The organism is Pantoea sp. USMM079, from assembly GCF_037153115.1.
GTDB classification, from domain to species: Bacteria; Pseudomonadota; Gammaproteobacteria; order Enterobacterales; family Enterobacteriaceae; genus Pantoea; species Pantoea communis.
Genome location: NZ_JBBCKX010000022.1, coordinates 47,674 through 61,567, shown reverse-complemented (window position 1 = coordinate 61,567; position 13,894 = coordinate 47,674). Strand labels below are relative to the sequence as shown.

The window sequence follows — 13,894 nt, the reverse complement described above, 5'->3', positions numbered from 1 at the left end:
GTTAGAGAATGCCGTGACGCAAAAAGGTGCGTCGTTAATGATGTTATCAGCAGGAGAGAACAGCAGGCGGCGCACGCGGACGGTGTGTTGGGCTAAAGCGTCGGATCACCGGAGCCTGCAGAGGCGGCAGCGGTGGGGCGCGAGAAATCACCATCATCAGCCAGATGAAGGGGATAAACACCCACATCATCAACGGCACATGCACCAGCAGGTCACAGTAGCCGCAGGCGAATTCACCGTCTTCCATCATGTGATGGTCCATGCCCGGCATCGCCATATCCATCATCATTTCGTGATGATGCATCGACATTTCAGACGTCATGCCGTGGGATGGCATATCCATCATGCGGCTTTGCCGTTCCATCAACGACTTCGATACGATCGGCGCGACAAACAGCAGCAGCACCGCCAGGATGGCGATACAGGCAGTCAGGCGCTGGCGAAGTTGATGTGAAAAGGTCATGGCGGCGACGAAATGATTCAACAAATGAGGCCGAAGTGTAACGCCATTGCCGCAGAAGGGTTACAGAAACTCAGGCTAATTTAGAAAAAATTCGCACCTTTTGAAAAAAGTCACTTTCCGCGCTGTATTTGTTAACCTAAATGCAACCTGATGAGAACAGTGCGGAAACATGTAAACGGAGAAGCGATGAAAATAGTGATGCTGGATGGTGATACGCTGCCTACACCGCCGACACGCCCGGAGTGGTGTACGGAATGGGATTTTCGTGGAACAACGGCACAGCACGACATTATTTCTGCCTTAAAGGGCGCGCAGATTGCCATCACCAACAAAGTGCCGCTGCGCGCGGAAACACTGAAACAGTTGCCGGATCTGCGCTACATCTGTGTCGCGGCAACGGGTTACGACTGCATCGATTTGGATGCATGTCGTGAACGCGGCATTGTGGTCAGTAATGTGCCCGGCTACTCCACGCGAAGCGTCTCCGAAGGCGTGATTGCCGCCTTATTTGCCCTGCGTCGCCATCTGGTGGATTACGCCAACAGCACGCGCGCGGCCTGGCCTGCATCGTCGCATTTTTGTGTGCATCGCCAGCCGATTCAGGACATTTTCGGTGCGACCTTAGGGATTGTCGGCAAAGGCGACATCGGCAGCGCGGTGGGTGCGATGGCAGAAGCGCTCGGCATGACGGTACTCTACGCGGACCGCAAAGGCAGTTCAGCGCCGCGCGCTGGTTATGTTCCGTTTGAAGAGGTGCTGGCGCGTAGTGATGTGTTGAGCTTGCATTGCCCGCTGACGCCGCAAACTCAGCAGTTAATCGATTTGCAGGCGCTGGCGCAGATGAAGCCGTCAGCCTGGCTAATCAACACTGCACGCGGTGGACTGATCAATGAAACGGAACTGGCCCACGCGCTGCGTCAGGGTGTGATTGCCGGTGCAGCGCTGGATGTGCTCAGCAGTGAACCACCGGCAGCCGATCATCCGCTGTTGCAACCGGAAATTCCTAACCTGCTGCTGACACCACACATCGCCTGGGCCAGCCAGCAGGGAGTGAACAATCTGTTGCGCGGTATTGAAGCTAATCTCGAGGGATTTGCTCAGGGCACCCCATCACATGTGGTGAGCTGAGCGTTTAAAAAATCGAGCGACCCAGTCGCTCGGTAAGTTTCTCCAGCAGCGCGGTGCCCGCCAGGGAGTTGCCTGAGTGATCCAGCGCCGGCGACCACACCGCGATACACATCTCTCCGGGAATAACTGCAACAATGCCGCCGCCCACACCCGACTTCGCGGGCATTCCTACACGCCAGGCGAACTCGCCAGCGCCGTCATACATGCCGCTGGTCATCATCAGCGCATTGACCTGGCGGGCCTGACGCGGTGAAATCACGGCCCACTCATCGTGTTGGCTGCGTCCTTGATTGGCGAGATAGAGGAAGGTGCGCGCCAGCTCTTCACAACTCATCGACAGCGAGCAGTAATGGAAGTAGGTTTCCATCACTTTGCTGACATCATTGTGAAAATTGCCAAACGACTTCATCAGCCAGGCAATCGCGGCATTGCGAGCCGAATGCTCGTATTCAGAGCGCGCAACAACACGGTCATAGTTGATGTCACTTTGTTGAGCCAGACGACGCACAATCTCCAGCATACGCTGGCGCGGGGCAGTTAAACGACTCTCCAGCAAGTCACACATCACCAGCGCACCGGCGTTAATGAAGGGATTGCGGGGTTTGCCCTGTTCCAGCTCCAACTGCACCAGCGAGTTAAACGCCTGACCGGAAGGTTCTTTACCCACACGCTGCCAGATCTCGGCATCGTCATACAGCGTCAACGCGACCGTGAGTGATAGCACTTTGGAGATCGACTGAATGGAAAAACGCGTGGAAGCATCGCCAGCCTGAAAGCGCTGACCATCGGGTGTGACAATGGCGATGCCGAGCTGATCGGCATCGACACCGGCCAATGCGGGAATGTAGTCCGCCACCTTGCCCTGACGCGTTAAAGGACGGACTTCAGCGACAATTTCTTCCAGCAATCCATTCGTGAGTTCTGACACCAGATGGCTCCAATTTTCTTGTTTTTCCGTTTCAAATACGTTTGCGGCTTGTTACATAGCGCCTATCTGCAGTCATGAAACCGCTATCAGCTGCGCAATCAAGAGAATGGCAATCGAAGTGCGGTAGTAGGGACAGCATGATCTTTAAGGCCAGGATCATGGTGATTTGCCCCTAACTCGTCAACGGGCGAGGTAAAATTCTGTGAGCCTTCCAGGTGAAGCCTGCGTTACAGTGCATAAATCCAGCAAAAACATCGGGCTCATATCATGTTCACCAATCTGTTGCGTGATTTTCCGTCTGCGGCGCAAACCGGCAGCGCCGAAACCTTCGAAGCACTGCTGTCACAACCCAATGTACTGATTGAACGTATCGTTTCAACCGGACAGGCCAGTCCGCCAGATTTCTGGTACTGCCAGACACAAGGTGAATGGGTGATGATTTTACAGGGTTCGGCTGGATTGCAGTTGGAAGGCGAAAGCGAAGCGCGCACACTGTTACCCGGCGATTTCATCGATATTCCTGCAGGCTGCCGCCATCGCGTTTGCTGGACGGATAGCCAGGGCCCCACGGTATGGCTGGCGGTGCATTACGGAGAGCTGCCCAGCCAACCGTAAAATTCTGTTGCCAATGATTGCGTTACGCTCTCGCCAGCTTTAGCTATGCTGACGGTTTTTCGTCGCGGGAGATGCGGCGCTGATGTAATTGAGGATCTGCATGTCTGTTTCGCAAAATGCCACTCAGCCTGAGAATACGATGCGCGCCGGGCGCTTTATGCTGCTGCAAAAGCTGTTGCGCCGCGATAAAACCCCCGTGGCTTTATTGTTGCTTGCCGCACTGGTCGGTGTGCTCACCGGTTTGGTCGGTGTGGCTTTTGACCGCGCGGTCAATTTCATCCTGCATTTACGCCTCAACTGGCTGGAAACCGCCGTCACGCATCCCATTTTAAAAGTCCTGTGTGCTTTTCTGGTTTCCGCTGTATTGGGGGCCATTGGTTATTATCTGGTGCGGCGATTCGCGCCGGAAGCGGGTGGTTCAGGCATTCCCGAAATCGAAGGGGCACTGGAAGAGCTGCGTCCGGTACGCTGGTGGCGCGTGCTGCCGGTGAAGTTTCTTGGCGGTATGGGAGCGCTGGGCTCAGGCATGGTGTTGGGGCGCGAAGGCCCAACCGTGCAGATCGGCGGCAATATTGGCGGTATGTGTCTGGATCTGTTCCGCGTTAAGTCGTCTGAATCCCGGCATACCTTAATCGCCACTGGCGCAGCGGCGGGTTTGTCGGCGGCTTTCAATGCGCCGCTGGCAGGCATTCTGTTTATTATTGAGGAGATGCGTCCGCAGTTTCGCTACAGCCTGATTTCAATCAAAGCAGTGTTTGTCGGCGTGATCGTTTCCAGCATTGTATTTCGTTTATGCAATGGTAATGAAGCCATTATCAACATCGGCCAGTTGCGCGATGCGCCTACCAACACGCTTTGGCTCTATCTGTTGCTCGGCATCCTGTTTGGCGGCTGCGGTGTGGCGTTTAACCGCCTGATATTTCTCGCGCAGGATCAGTTTCAACGATTACATCAAGGCCGTATTGCCGCCTGGGTAATGTGGGGCAGCCTGCTGGCGGGATTGTGTGGTGTGCTTGGCCTGTTTCTGCCTGCTGCCGTGAGTGGGGGGATCACGCTGATTCCCGATTTCTCAGCGGGAAGTTACAGCGCGCTGGCCTTGTTCGGTCTGTTCGTCCTGCGGACATTGGTGACAATTTGCTGCTTTTCTTCAGGCGCGCCGGGTGGGATCTTTGCGCCGATGCTGACGTTGGGCACCTTGCTGGGTACCTGTTTCGGTCAACTGTGCATTCACTGGTTCCCCGGTTATCAACTGGAGGCCGCGACCTTTGCCGTGGCTGGCATGGGCGCACTGTTTGCCGCTTCGGTGCGCGCGCCCTTAACCGGCATTGTGCTGGTGCTGGAAATGACCAACAACTATCAGCTGATTCTGCCGATGATCATCACGTGCCTGGGCGCAACCCTTGCTGCACAGTTCTTTGGCGGAAAACCGCTGTACTCTTCGATTCTGGCGCGCACGCTGGCTAAGGCTCAGCTCAGCGGTCACGCCAGCGCAAAGATCCACTAAGGACGTTTACCCACGCTGTGCGTCAGCGTGGTCCAGCGGCGCGCCTGTTCGCTAAGACTGAAGCCGAGGCCGTGACGATCGGAGATCAACATACGGCCGTCAAGCAGTTCTAACTGCTCATTGAACAGCGGGTTGAGCCATTCAAAATGCTCCAGCCAGGGTTCGATGGGATAGGCGGCGGCAAGATGAATGTGAATCTCCATCGCGAAGTGTGGTGCCAGTTTACGTCCGTGGCGCGCCGCTAAATCCATGATCTGCAGGAATGGCGTAATACCGCCCACGCGCGGCGCATCCGGCTGCACAAAGTCGCTGGCGTTGCCAAGGATGAGTTGCTCATGTTCACGGAAGCTGGTGAGCATCTCACCGGTGGCAATCGGCGTATCTAACGCGGCAGTCAGTGCTGCGTGGCCTTCCACGTCATAGGCATCGAGCGGTTCTTCGATCCACACCAGATTGAACTGCTCCATCTTACGTCCCATGCGAATCGCTGTTTCACGATCCCACTGCTGGTTCGCGTCCACCATGAGCGGGAAATCATCGCCCAGTGTCTGACGCACCGCAGTGAGGCGCCGCAAGTCTTCAGCGGTGTTGGGTTGGCCGACTTTGAGTTTGATGCCGCCAATGCCATTTTCACGCGAGATAGCCACATTTTTAATCACCTGATCAAGCGGCGTATGCAGGAAACCGCCCGAAGTGTTGTAGCACTGCACGGAATCACGATGCGCGCCGAGCAGCTTTGCCAGGGGTAATTGGGCACGCCGTGCTTTCATATCCCAAAGTGCAATATCAAACGGTGAAATCGCCTGCACCGCCATGCCGCTGCGGCCCACGGACGCGCCTGCCCACAGCAGTTTGGTGTAAATCTTGTCGATGTCGTTGGGATCTTCACCGATCAGCGCATCGGCAATTTCACAAGCATGGGCGTAAATGCCCTGGCCGCCCGCGCGTTTGGAATAGCTGAAGCCGATGCCCTGAAAGCCGTCACGCGTTTCGATCTCCGCCACGATGATCGCCACTTCTGTCAGCGGCTTCTGGCGTCCAGTCAGCACTTTGGCATCGCTCACCGGCGTGGCCAGCGGCAAAAACGCCAGTGACAGATTGACCCAAACGATGCGGTCACCGCTCTCGGAGGCATTACCGGCTCCTGTTGTTTTGGCATAGCTTACGGCACTGGAATTCACACTCGACATGATGTTCTCCTGTAAATGATTGCGCTAACATTTTGAATCGGAGAAGACTATGCGCCAATAACGTTGAGCTTTAATGCAGAGCAGATCACATAATGGACAATTCGGGGATTTAAATGATAGCCCTAACATTCGCAGCGTTTTGCGCTGGCTTTGATAGGGCGGCCTGCTATGCTAGCGCTATCTGCTTCTACCCTGAGCCGCCATGAAACTACGCAACCCCGAGCGCAATGCTGCCCCTACGCTGGAAGATGTCGCCCGCGTCGCGGGAATATCGCCGATGACGGTGAGTCGCGCGCTCAACTCCCCGCATCTGGTTCGACCGGCGACTGTCGCCAAAGTCAAAGCGGCAATCAGCGCCACCGGCTACATTCCCAACGCGCAAGCGGGCAGTCTGGCGAGCAATCGTAGTCGCCTGATTGCCGTTGTGGTGCCGCAAATCAATAACAACATGTTCGTGGACACCATTCAGAGCCTGAATGACAGCCTGAGTGCGCAGGGCTATCACATGCTGTTGTGTGTCACTGGTTATGAAGCGGAAACAGAAGCGGAAACCGTAGCCACGCTGTTGTCTCGCCGCCCGGATGGCATCGTGCTCACCGGAATTCATCACAGCGTGCAGCTGAAAAAAGTGTTGTTACAAGCCAACGTTCCAGTGGTCGAAATCTGGGATATGACGCCCACGCCTATCGATATGCTGGTGGGTTTTTCTCATGAGAAAATCGGTGCTCGCGTTGCGACCTACCTTGCCGAGCGCGGTTATCAAAAGCCGGGTCTGATATGGACAGATGACCGCCGCGCATTGCAGCGTAAACAGGGCTTGCTGGATGCGTTAATGTCATTGGATATAGAACCGCTGGCTGATGTGCCCGTTCAACTCCCGGCGCTAATGGCACGCGGTCGCGAAGCCAGTTCGCAATTGCTGGAGCAACATCCGGATGTCGATGTGCTGGTGTGCAGTTCAGACACGCTGGCGCAGGGCGCATTGATGGCGGCGCAGGCGCGTGGTTTAAGCATTCCGCAGCAGCTGGCGGTGATTGGTTTTGGCGACCTGGATTTCGCAGCGGCAAATTATCCGGCGATTTCAACGGTTCGCATTGACCGGCACCGCATGGGTGAACTTGCTGCAGAGCAATTGTTAAAGCGTCTACAACATCAGACGGTGGAAAATCTGATTATTGATATGGGGTTTACCATGGTGTCGCGTGATTCGGGTTAACCCAAACTGAACTGCGATCCTCATCACATGCGAAAAATATTTTCCATGTTATAAAAAGTGGAAAATAAATTTCATTTTGAGAGGATCCTATCAATGTCAGCACTGCCTTCATTAGAAACCCTGCTACAGCAGGAAGCTGAGCACCGTTTACCGCAGTTTGATTTCGATTTGGCCTGGCAAATTGGTCAAGGCATTCAACAGCGTGGCCGCGAAATGAATGCGCCTATTGCTATCGAAGTTTATGCTTTTGGGCAGGTGCTGTTTCTGGCGGCGTTACCCGGTTCCGCGCCCGAAAATCTGGAGTGGATGCGTCGTAAACGCAACACGGTGCTGTTGACCGGCCACTCTTCGATGTATGTAGGGTTCGCTAATGAGCAGAAGGGCGAACGTATGGCGCAGCAGCGTAACATTCGCCAGGAAGATTACACCGATCACGGTGGCTCCTTCCCGCTGCTCAGCCCGCAGGGCGCGATCATCGGTGCCGTCAGCATCAGCGGTTTACCTTCAGAAGACGATCACGCGTTAGCGCTGTGGGGAATTAACCAACTGCTGCGCTAATCTCGCCCCATTGAGAGACGTCAGCGTGCACAAAACTGGGAAGCCGGTTTATCGAAATTGCCTTCCGGTTTAATGACTGTTGGATGAGGGGAGTGATACAGAAAGCCTGCTGTAAGTGAGCACCTAAGCGGCGCAAAAGTTGAAGTGAACCCCGAAAGTTTGCGCCGCTATTCTTTGCATAGACAGGAATAGCGGCGCATTGATTACCAACGAGAAGCCGTTACTTCCCTGCTGGTAGTTTCAGTTTATCCCCCGCATCTGTGGCTTTGCGCAGCGTGGCAACATCGCTGGCTTTCACCTCGGCAGCCTCGTTGCCCCATGAATTGCGCACGTAGTTGAGCACATCTGCCATCTCTTGATCGTTCAATTTCCATGAGAAGGCAGGCATACCGGCAGACGTTGGGCGTCCTTCGGTGTGCGGCGCTCGCGCTCCATCCAACAGCGCATGGATCATGTTGGTAGGATCATTCTGCATCGCGGTGTTACCCGCAAAAGCCGGCACCATACCCGTGATACCTTCTCCCGACAAGCCATGGCAGGCTGAGCAGTCCACCTCATAGCGCAGTGCCGCCTGATCGTGTTTCGTCTTATCCATCACAAATGCAGTTGGCTTAGCCGTTGCAGAAGCGGGCAGGCTGCGCAAATAGGTGGCAATGGCTTTCAGGTCCTGATCATTGAAATATTGCGTTGAGTGCTCAACCGCTTCTGCCATCGGACCGGCCGCAACACTCTCCCCGTTGGAGCCGGTTTTCAGGTAATCCGCGATCTGCTCATCGCTCCATTTTCCGATGCCAGCATGAGGATTCGGCGAGATATCAGGTGCATACCATGTCCCTAAGTTGCCACCTTGCAGATACTGGCTGCTGATCTCTCCTCCTAACGCATTACGTGCGGTGTGGCACACACTACAGTGCGCGGGGCCGTCAACGATGTACTTACCACGGTTCCAGGCATCATTCTGCGCACTCTGAGGCTTGAACGCACTGTTATCGAAGAACAACAGGTTCCAACCCGCCATCGCCAGACGAATGTTATACGGGAAGTTCATGCCTGCGTTTTCGTCGATGGCATTTTTCACTGGCTTCTGCACAGAGAAATAGGCCCAGAGATCGTGCATGTCGGCATCGCTCATCTGCGTATAAGCGGTGTAAGGCATCGCAGGATAAAGGAAGCCGTGTTCGCCGCGTCCCTGACGGACCGCATTAAAGAAATCGTGCTCCGTCATGTTGCCGATGCCGGTTTCACGATCGGGTGAAATGTTGGAGGTTTGCAGTGCACCAAAGGGGGTGTCGATCTTGTAGCCGCCGGAAAAGTCCGCGTTGTGGCACGCCGCGCAATCCGCCAGGCGCATCACATACTCGCCACGCTTAATGGCATCTGCATCACTGCTGTGGAAATCGGCTAACCTGACCTTATCATCAGCCACATTTGAACGTGAGCTGTCCATCACCACCCACATTCTGCCGGTCACGCCAATGGCGGCGACCACGGCCAACGCCGCGAGGGTATAGGTAATTTTCTTTGCCTTCGCCATGATTATGCTCCCACCAGCGGTGCCGGATTATTGATGTACTTCTGGTGGATAGCTTGCGCCGCACGCACCGCCAACGCCCCCACGGTGACTGTTGGGTTGTAGCCGCCATTGTTGGGGAAGGCCGAGGCACCGACCACAAACAAATTATGCGCATCCCAGCTTTGCAAGTAAGTGTTGAGCGCGGAAGTACTCGGATCGGCACCCATGACTGCGCCGCCAATGGTGTGCGAGCTGTGCTGCATGTAAGGGTTCCAGCTTTTCTCGGCTTGGTTATCGACCACAATGTGCTGACCGCCGACTTCTTTCATGATGTTGATCGCGCGATCGGTAACAAATTTCGCCATACGCTGATCATTTTGGTTCCAGTCGAATGTCAGGCGGAGGAGGGGTTGGCCGTGGCGGTCTTTATAGTTGGGATCAAGGTCGAGATAGGCTTCGCGCATGGGCATCGACGTGCCCTGACAGAAGATGGTGCCCGCCGTTTGGTAATCACGCGCATAACCCGCCTTCCATTCACTGCCCCAGCGTTTGGTGCCAGGACGCAGGCCGTTCATGTTTTGAATCGGACGGCCATTGGTGGAGAAGCCCATAATTCCCGCGCCACCAATAAAATCGAGGTCGCTATGATCGAAGTTGTCACCGTTAAAATCATCGATCTGCACGGCTAAAGCACCGCCGCCGATAAACGGGTTCATGTATTCGTTATCGAAGAAACCGGTCACGCTTGAACACGTCTGATAGTTGTAGTTGCGTCCGATGGTGCCGCGGCCGGTGAGCGGATCGTATTTCTCACCGACGCCGGAGAGCAGCATCAGGCGCACGTTATCCATCTGGTAAGCGGTGAAGCAGACGACATCGGCAGGCTGGAAACCTTCCACGCCATCCTGAGTGACAAATTTCACGCCTTTCACGGTTTTGCCATCTTCATGCTTCACGGCATGCAGGACTTCTGTCTCCGTCAGCAAGGTGAAGTTTGGACGGCGCATTAACACCGGCAAAATGCAGGCCTGTGGCGACGATTTGGAGAAGTTACCGCAGCCGTGGAAATCGCAGAAACCGCAATAGGTGCATGGCCCCATGCTAACGCCTAGTGGGTTAACATAAGCTTGAGACAGGTTGCCAGCGGGTACCGTGAAGGGGTGATAACCCATGTTCTCGGTGGTTTTACGATACTTGCTCATCCAATGGGTATCTTTGAGCGGTGGCGTTGGGTAATCCCGTTTGCGTGCGCCCTCAAAGACGTTGCCGCCCGTGCGTTTTTCACCGTTCAGATTTCCGGCGTAGCCCGAGGTGCCAGCGATGCGCTCGAAGCGATCGTAGAAAGGTTCCATTTCGTCATAGGTCACGCCCCAGTCCTGCAACTGTAAGCCAGCCATCTTTTTCGCGCCGTAACGCTCACGCGTCTGTGTCGCGACTTCAAAATCCCACGGTGTGAAGCGCCAGGACATGCCTGCCCAGTGCGTGCCTGCTCCGCCCACGTTCCAGCCAAACTGATACGCGGACCAGTTGCGCACCGGTGCGGCAAGTTGGTCGCTGCGGTTGCGGAACGTGGTGGTTTCGACACTCATCGGCTGTAAAATTTTGCGGCGGGTGTGGAAACGCAGTTCATCGGCATCAATCGCCACGGGGAAATCGGTAGAAGTGTCTCGCCACGCGCCACGTTCGATACCGACCACATTTAGCCCGGCGCGGGTTAACTCTTCCGCCATCACCGAACCGGCCCAACCCATACCAACGATCACCACGTCAGCCTTATTTCTCTCTAATGACATTGACTCAGCTCCGGGGTATTAATCGTTGGGGATCAGACTGACAGGAATAAGCGCCAGGTTTTCATTGCGGCGTTCGATATAAGGGCGGTAGTCATAGCGGGCACCAGGAAAACCAATCATCTTCCAGCCCACCATGTTTTTATTACCGCCGTAAATCGGATCGGCTAAATAACCTTCCCGGGCGTTCTGTAGCATTAATTCAAAGAAGGCCTGGCTATTCACCTCTGCCCCCAAATCGATTTTTCCGTCTTCCATTTTTGTGAGGAAATCATCAACCTGCTCAGCATTTAACGCATGGAAGGAGGATTGATATTTTTTTTGTGCCCAGTTTTCCAGCGCTTTTAAACCCGTTAAATAACGTTCCTTTGGTGCGGAGAGAAATTGAGGGCTGCCCATAATTTTCTCTTCGTTTTCAGGATGCAGTGGAGCCTGCAAATAAAGCGCTGCTCCTGAACCGTAATCCCCCGCTAACTGATTATCGAGGAACTCAATACAGCCCGCTTCAGTAGCTGAAGGCCCTAGCTTATCGGCCGGGATTAAACGATCAAAAATGGCTTGTAGATTCTGGCGATCCAGTGGGTTGGTGAGCACCTGGTAACCGTCTTGCCACGCTGGCTGTGGCAAATGGTCGGCACTGAGCTGTGTTTCCAGCGGCACATTGTGCAACTCTTTGGCGCGCAGTTGCGGTGCCACGGCAAGTGAGGCGACAATACCGCTCAGCGAAAAGAGCGCTTCTCTTCGGTTCATACTTCTTTCCCTTAATCATTCCATCGTCTGATGGACACGGCAGATTAATATTGACAGAGCACGACGTTCCGGACATTCAGACATAGACCGGCCACACGTTAATTAGCGCGCAGCCGTCCACGACGAATCCGTGTTCGTTATTATGATTTCTCAGAAAGTATTGAAAGACGTTATGCGCGTGTTGTTAATCAACACGCGATTCCGTAGGCTGGATTTTTCCCGCCATTGCCAAATGTCTTCACGGAAAACCCGTTATTCGGGCCTCCTTTATTTTTAATAAATATATTTTTTCATGTCGTCGATGCTGTGACGGGCAATATCCCAGAGATCATCTTCCCACTTGCGCGGGCTCAATAATTCCGGTGACCATACGCCGTTGTATCCCGTGGCTTTCACTGCCGCCACCCAGGCTGGAATATCAACATCTCCCTCACCGAGCGCGTAATTGCGCTGGACCCATTCGTCCCAGGCTTCGCCCGGATAGGCGGCGCGACCATCACAGAAATGCACACCGTAGATCAAATCCTTGTCCATGCGCGCCACTTCATCCGGTGTGGTGCCACCGCCGGCGTGCAGGTGCCAGAAATCGACCACCACGCCAAGGTTATCTTTGCCACTCTGTTTAATCAGATCCAGCGCGTGTTGCAGTGAATTGAAGGCAGTGAAGGCCACCACTTCTATCTGGAATTTAATGCCATGTGGCTTGCCGATATCGGCGATGGCGCAGAGGTTTTCCAGCAAGATGGCGTCACGTGCGGCGTCTGGCAGATGATCTAATTCGGTTAACGCCATAATTTGCACCACCGGGCAGCGCAGTTCCACGGCCGCCTGCACCACTTTCTCCGCTTCACGCAGCAGGGCGGCACGTTCTTCTGGCTGGAAACGACCCATCCGCTTCAAAGCATTAATGCAGGTGATCTCAATCTGATACTTCGCCAGCAGATCACGATATTTTGCGTAACTGCCGCCGTTATCCAGATAGCGATACAGATGTTCAGGCAGAATCTCCAGTCCGCTGTAACCTGTTTCGTGGGCGATGCGTAACTGAGTGACGGCATTGCTGTACCAGACAGAAACACCATGCAGTGACAACTTCATCTCTCCTCCTTGTTACCTCAGGGTTTCAGGTGAGAGCGTCGTAAGCGCAATTCTCCCTGAGACCAAACACCACCTGGAGTGGCCTTTCCGTCAATCAAGCGGTTGAGGGCTTCATTGACAATTAAATCCAATCGCTGGCTAAACGTGGTCAGTTGCCAGCTGGACAAACTGGCTTCATCGATATCATCAAAACCCACCACCGCCATAAAACGGTTGCCTGCATGCTCTTTAAGCGCCGTCAATGCGCCGAGTGCCAAAATGTCGTTCTCGCAAAACAGGGCGTCAACCCGCTGCTGAGGGGCGTGCGAGTTGAGATAATCACTCAGCACTTCATAACTCCGCTCACGAGAGTACTCGCCTGCAGTGAGCAGTAATTCCAGCGTCAATCCAGCCTCCTGGAGTGCCAGGTTTAGGCCATCCAGGCGCTGGGTATGATGGCTGCTGGTTTCCGGTCCCATCATATAGCCGATACGGGTGTAGCCCTGTGCCAGCAACAGTTCGCCCAGCTGTTTACCCGCGCGTAAACCGTCAACGTTCACCACATCGATATCGGGCTCGTCATTGTTTCGGCACACCTGCACCAGCGGAATCTGATGCATCTCGCGCGCCACGCTAATCAGTTCGTCGGTTAACACGGTGCCGAGAAACAGCAGGCCATCCACTTGCAACTGATCGGCGAGCGTCAGCACGGCGCTGTAATTTTTTCCGCTACCAATATTTAGCAACAACGCCATATAGCCGCGTTGTTGCAACTGACGCGTGACCATGTCGAGCATCAGCATCGAGTGAGGATTCTTCATCTCATCGATCACCACGCCGATAATGTGCGTTTTCTTCTGCGACAGGCTGCGCGCCAGCAGGTTAGGGCGATAGCCCAGCTCCACCGCGATTTTCAATATCTGTTCACGCGCCTTGTCAGAGATGGATGCACCGGGCGTGAAAGCGCGGGATACGGTCCATTTTGAGACGCCGGCAAGTCGTGCGACATCACTTGCTGTGGCTTTGTGGGGCTTCTTTGTTGGTTTATTCATAGCACCTGCGTAGGGATAAAAAGGCGGAGTCCCCTGCATTGAACGTGAAAGCCAACTGAAAATAAACACCTAAGCGCAGGCAAATGAGGCAAATGACATCGAATAACCCT

At 54.5% G+C, this 13,894-nt stretch carries 13 protein-coding genes; 5 read left to right on the top strand and 8 right to left on the bottom strand.

Annotated elements, in window-relative coordinates; translation table 11 throughout:
* Nucleotides 1-46 precede the first annotated feature (46 nt).
* Nucleotides 47-463: a DUF2946 domain-containing protein gene (locus WFP70_RS21270; RefSeq protein ID WP_097118729.1), complete on the bottom strand. Its 417-nt coding sequence runs from the start codon at nt 461-463 to the stop codon at nt 47-49.
* A 186-nt stretch (nt 464-649) separates the two neighbouring features.
* Between WFP70_RS21270 and WFP70_RS21265 the strand changes: the two genes are divergently transcribed.
* The gene (locus WFP70_RS21265) at nt 650-1,591 is read left to right on the top strand and encodes a D-2-hydroxyacid dehydrogenase (RefSeq protein WP_337024347.1); all 942 of its coding nucleotides are present in this window, start codon (nt 650-652) and stop codon (nt 1,589-1,591) included.
* 4 nt (nt 1,592-1,595) lie between these two features.
* On the opposite strand, the gene glsB is transcribed toward WFP70_RS21265, so the two are convergent.
* Nucleotides 1,596-2,522 (bottom strand): glutaminase B, encoded by a 927-nt coding sequence (gene glsB, locus WFP70_RS21260; RefSeq protein ID WP_058962017.1) that lies wholly within the window; start codon nt 2,520-2,522, stop codon nt 1,596-1,598.
* A gap of 264 nt (nt 2,523-2,786) precedes the next feature.
* On the opposite strand from glsB, the gene WFP70_RS21255 reads away from it, so the two are divergent.
* Nucleotides 2,787-3,134 (top strand): cupin domain-containing protein, encoded by a 348-nt coding sequence (locus WFP70_RS21255; protein WP_337024346.1) that lies wholly within the window; start codon nt 2,787-2,789, stop codon nt 3,132-3,134.
* Between the two features lie 100 nt (nt 3,135-3,234).
* Nucleotides 3,235-4,638: a H(+)/Cl(-) exchange transporter ClcA gene (clcA, locus tag WFP70_RS21250; RefSeq protein ID WP_337024345.1), complete on the top strand. Its 1,404-nt coding sequence runs from the start codon at nt 3,235-3,237 to the stop codon at nt 4,636-4,638.
* On the opposite strand, the gene WFP70_RS21245 is transcribed toward clcA, so the two are convergent.
* The gene (locus WFP70_RS21245) at nt 4,635-5,831 is read right to left on the bottom strand and encodes an L-talarate/galactarate dehydratase (RefSeq protein WP_337024369.1); all 1,197 of its coding nucleotides are present in this window, start codon (nt 5,829-5,831) and stop codon (nt 4,635-4,637) included. The two genes, clcA and WFP70_RS21245, sit on opposite strands and share 4 nt — an antisense overlap.
* 199 nt (nt 5,832-6,030) lie before the next feature.
* On the opposite strand from WFP70_RS21245, the gene WFP70_RS21240 reads away from it, so the two are divergent.
* Both WFP70_RS21240 and WFP70_RS21235 read left to right on the top strand, forming a co-directional pair.
* A complete protein-coding gene (locus WFP70_RS21240) occupies nt 6,031-7,044 on the top strand; it encodes a LacI family DNA-binding transcriptional regulator (RefSeq protein ID WP_337024344.1) in 1,014 nt (337 codons plus the stop codon).
* Between the two features lie 93 nt (nt 7,045-7,137).
* Nucleotides 7,138-7,602 (top strand): heme-degrading domain-containing protein, encoded by a 465-nt coding sequence (locus WFP70_RS21235; protein WP_034830236.1) that lies wholly within the window; start codon nt 7,138-7,140, stop codon nt 7,600-7,602.
* A gap of 220 nt (nt 7,603-7,822) precedes the next feature.
* Here WFP70_RS21235 and WFP70_RS21230 read toward each other — a convergent pair whose 3' ends face one another.
* The 5 genes from WFP70_RS21230 to WFP70_RS21210 all read right to left on the bottom strand — a co-directional run bounded on the left by WFP70_RS21230 (nt 7,823) and on the right by WFP70_RS21210 (nt 13,784).
* Nucleotides 7,823-9,136 carry a cytochrome c gene (locus tag WFP70_RS21230; protein ID WP_337024343.1) on the bottom strand — a complete coding sequence of 438 codons (1,314 nt, stop codon included), beginning with the start codon at nt 9,134-9,136 and terminating at the stop codon, nt 7,823-7,825.
* Nucleotides 9,137-9,138: 2 nt separating this feature from the next.
* Nucleotides 9,139-10,908, bottom strand: a complete 1,770-nt coding sequence (locus tag WFP70_RS21225) for a GMC family oxidoreductase (protein WP_337024342.1) — start codon at nt 10,906-10,908, stop codon at nt 9,139-9,141.
* Nucleotides 10,909-10,926: 18 nt separating this feature from the next.
* Nucleotides 10,927-11,655, bottom strand: a complete 729-nt coding sequence (locus WFP70_RS21220) for a gluconate 2-dehydrogenase subunit 3 family protein (protein WP_182057999.1) — start codon at nt 11,653-11,655, stop codon at nt 10,927-10,929.
* A 273-nt stretch (nt 11,656-11,928) separates the two neighbouring features.
* Nucleotides 11,929-12,753 carry a sugar phosphate isomerase/epimerase family protein gene (locus WFP70_RS21215; protein WP_337024341.1) on the bottom strand — a complete coding sequence of 275 codons (825 nt, stop codon included), beginning with the start codon at nt 12,751-12,753 and terminating at the stop codon, nt 11,929-11,931.
* A gap of 17 nt (nt 12,754-12,770) precedes the next feature.
* The gene (locus WFP70_RS21210) at nt 12,771-13,784 is read right to left on the bottom strand and encodes a LacI family DNA-binding transcriptional regulator (protein ID WP_337024340.1); all 1,014 of its coding nucleotides are present in this window, start codon (nt 13,782-13,784) and stop codon (nt 12,771-12,773) included.
* Nucleotides 13,785-13,894: the final 110 nt, after the last annotated feature.

Coding starts and splice junctions, on each gene's coding strand:
- WFP70_RS21220 (WP_182057999.1), bottom strand. CDS start 11,655: ATGAACCGAAGAGAAGCGCTCTTTTCGCTGAGCGGTATTGTCGCCTCA.
- WFP70_RS21230 (WP_337024343.1), bottom strand. CDS start 9,136: ATGGCGAAGGCAAAGAAAATTACCTATACCCTCGCGGCGTTGGCCGTG.
- WFP70_RS21225 (WP_337024342.1), bottom strand. CDS start 10,908: ATGTCATTAGAGAGAAATAAGGCTGACGTGGTGATCGTTGGTATGGGT.
- WFP70_RS21210 (WP_337024340.1), bottom strand. CDS start 13,784: ATGAATAAACCAACAAAGAAGCCCCACAAAGCCACAGCAAGTGATGTC.
- WFP70_RS21270 (WP_097118729.1), bottom strand. CDS start 463: ATGACCTTTTCACATCAACTTCGCCAGCGCCTGACTGCCTGTATCGCC.
- clcA (WP_337024345.1), top strand. CDS start 3,235: ATGTCTGTTTCGCAAAATGCCACTCAGCCTGAGAATACGATGCGCGCC.
- WFP70_RS21215 (WP_337024341.1), bottom strand. CDS start 12,753: ATGAAGTTGTCACTGCATGGTGTTTCTGTCTGGTACAGCAATGCCGTC.
- WFP70_RS21240 (WP_337024344.1), top strand. CDS start 6,031: ATGAAACTACGCAACCCCGAGCGCAATGCTGCCCCTACGCTGGAAGAT.
- WFP70_RS21255 (WP_337024346.1), top strand. CDS start 2,787: ATGTTCACCAATCTGTTGCGTGATTTTCCGTCTGCGGCGCAAACCGGC.
- WFP70_RS21235 (WP_034830236.1), top strand. CDS start 7,138: ATGTCAGCACTGCCTTCATTAGAAACCCTGCTACAGCAGGAAGCTGAG.
- WFP70_RS21265 (WP_337024347.1), top strand. CDS start 650: ATGAAAATAGTGATGCTGGATGGTGATACGCTGCCTACACCGCCGACA.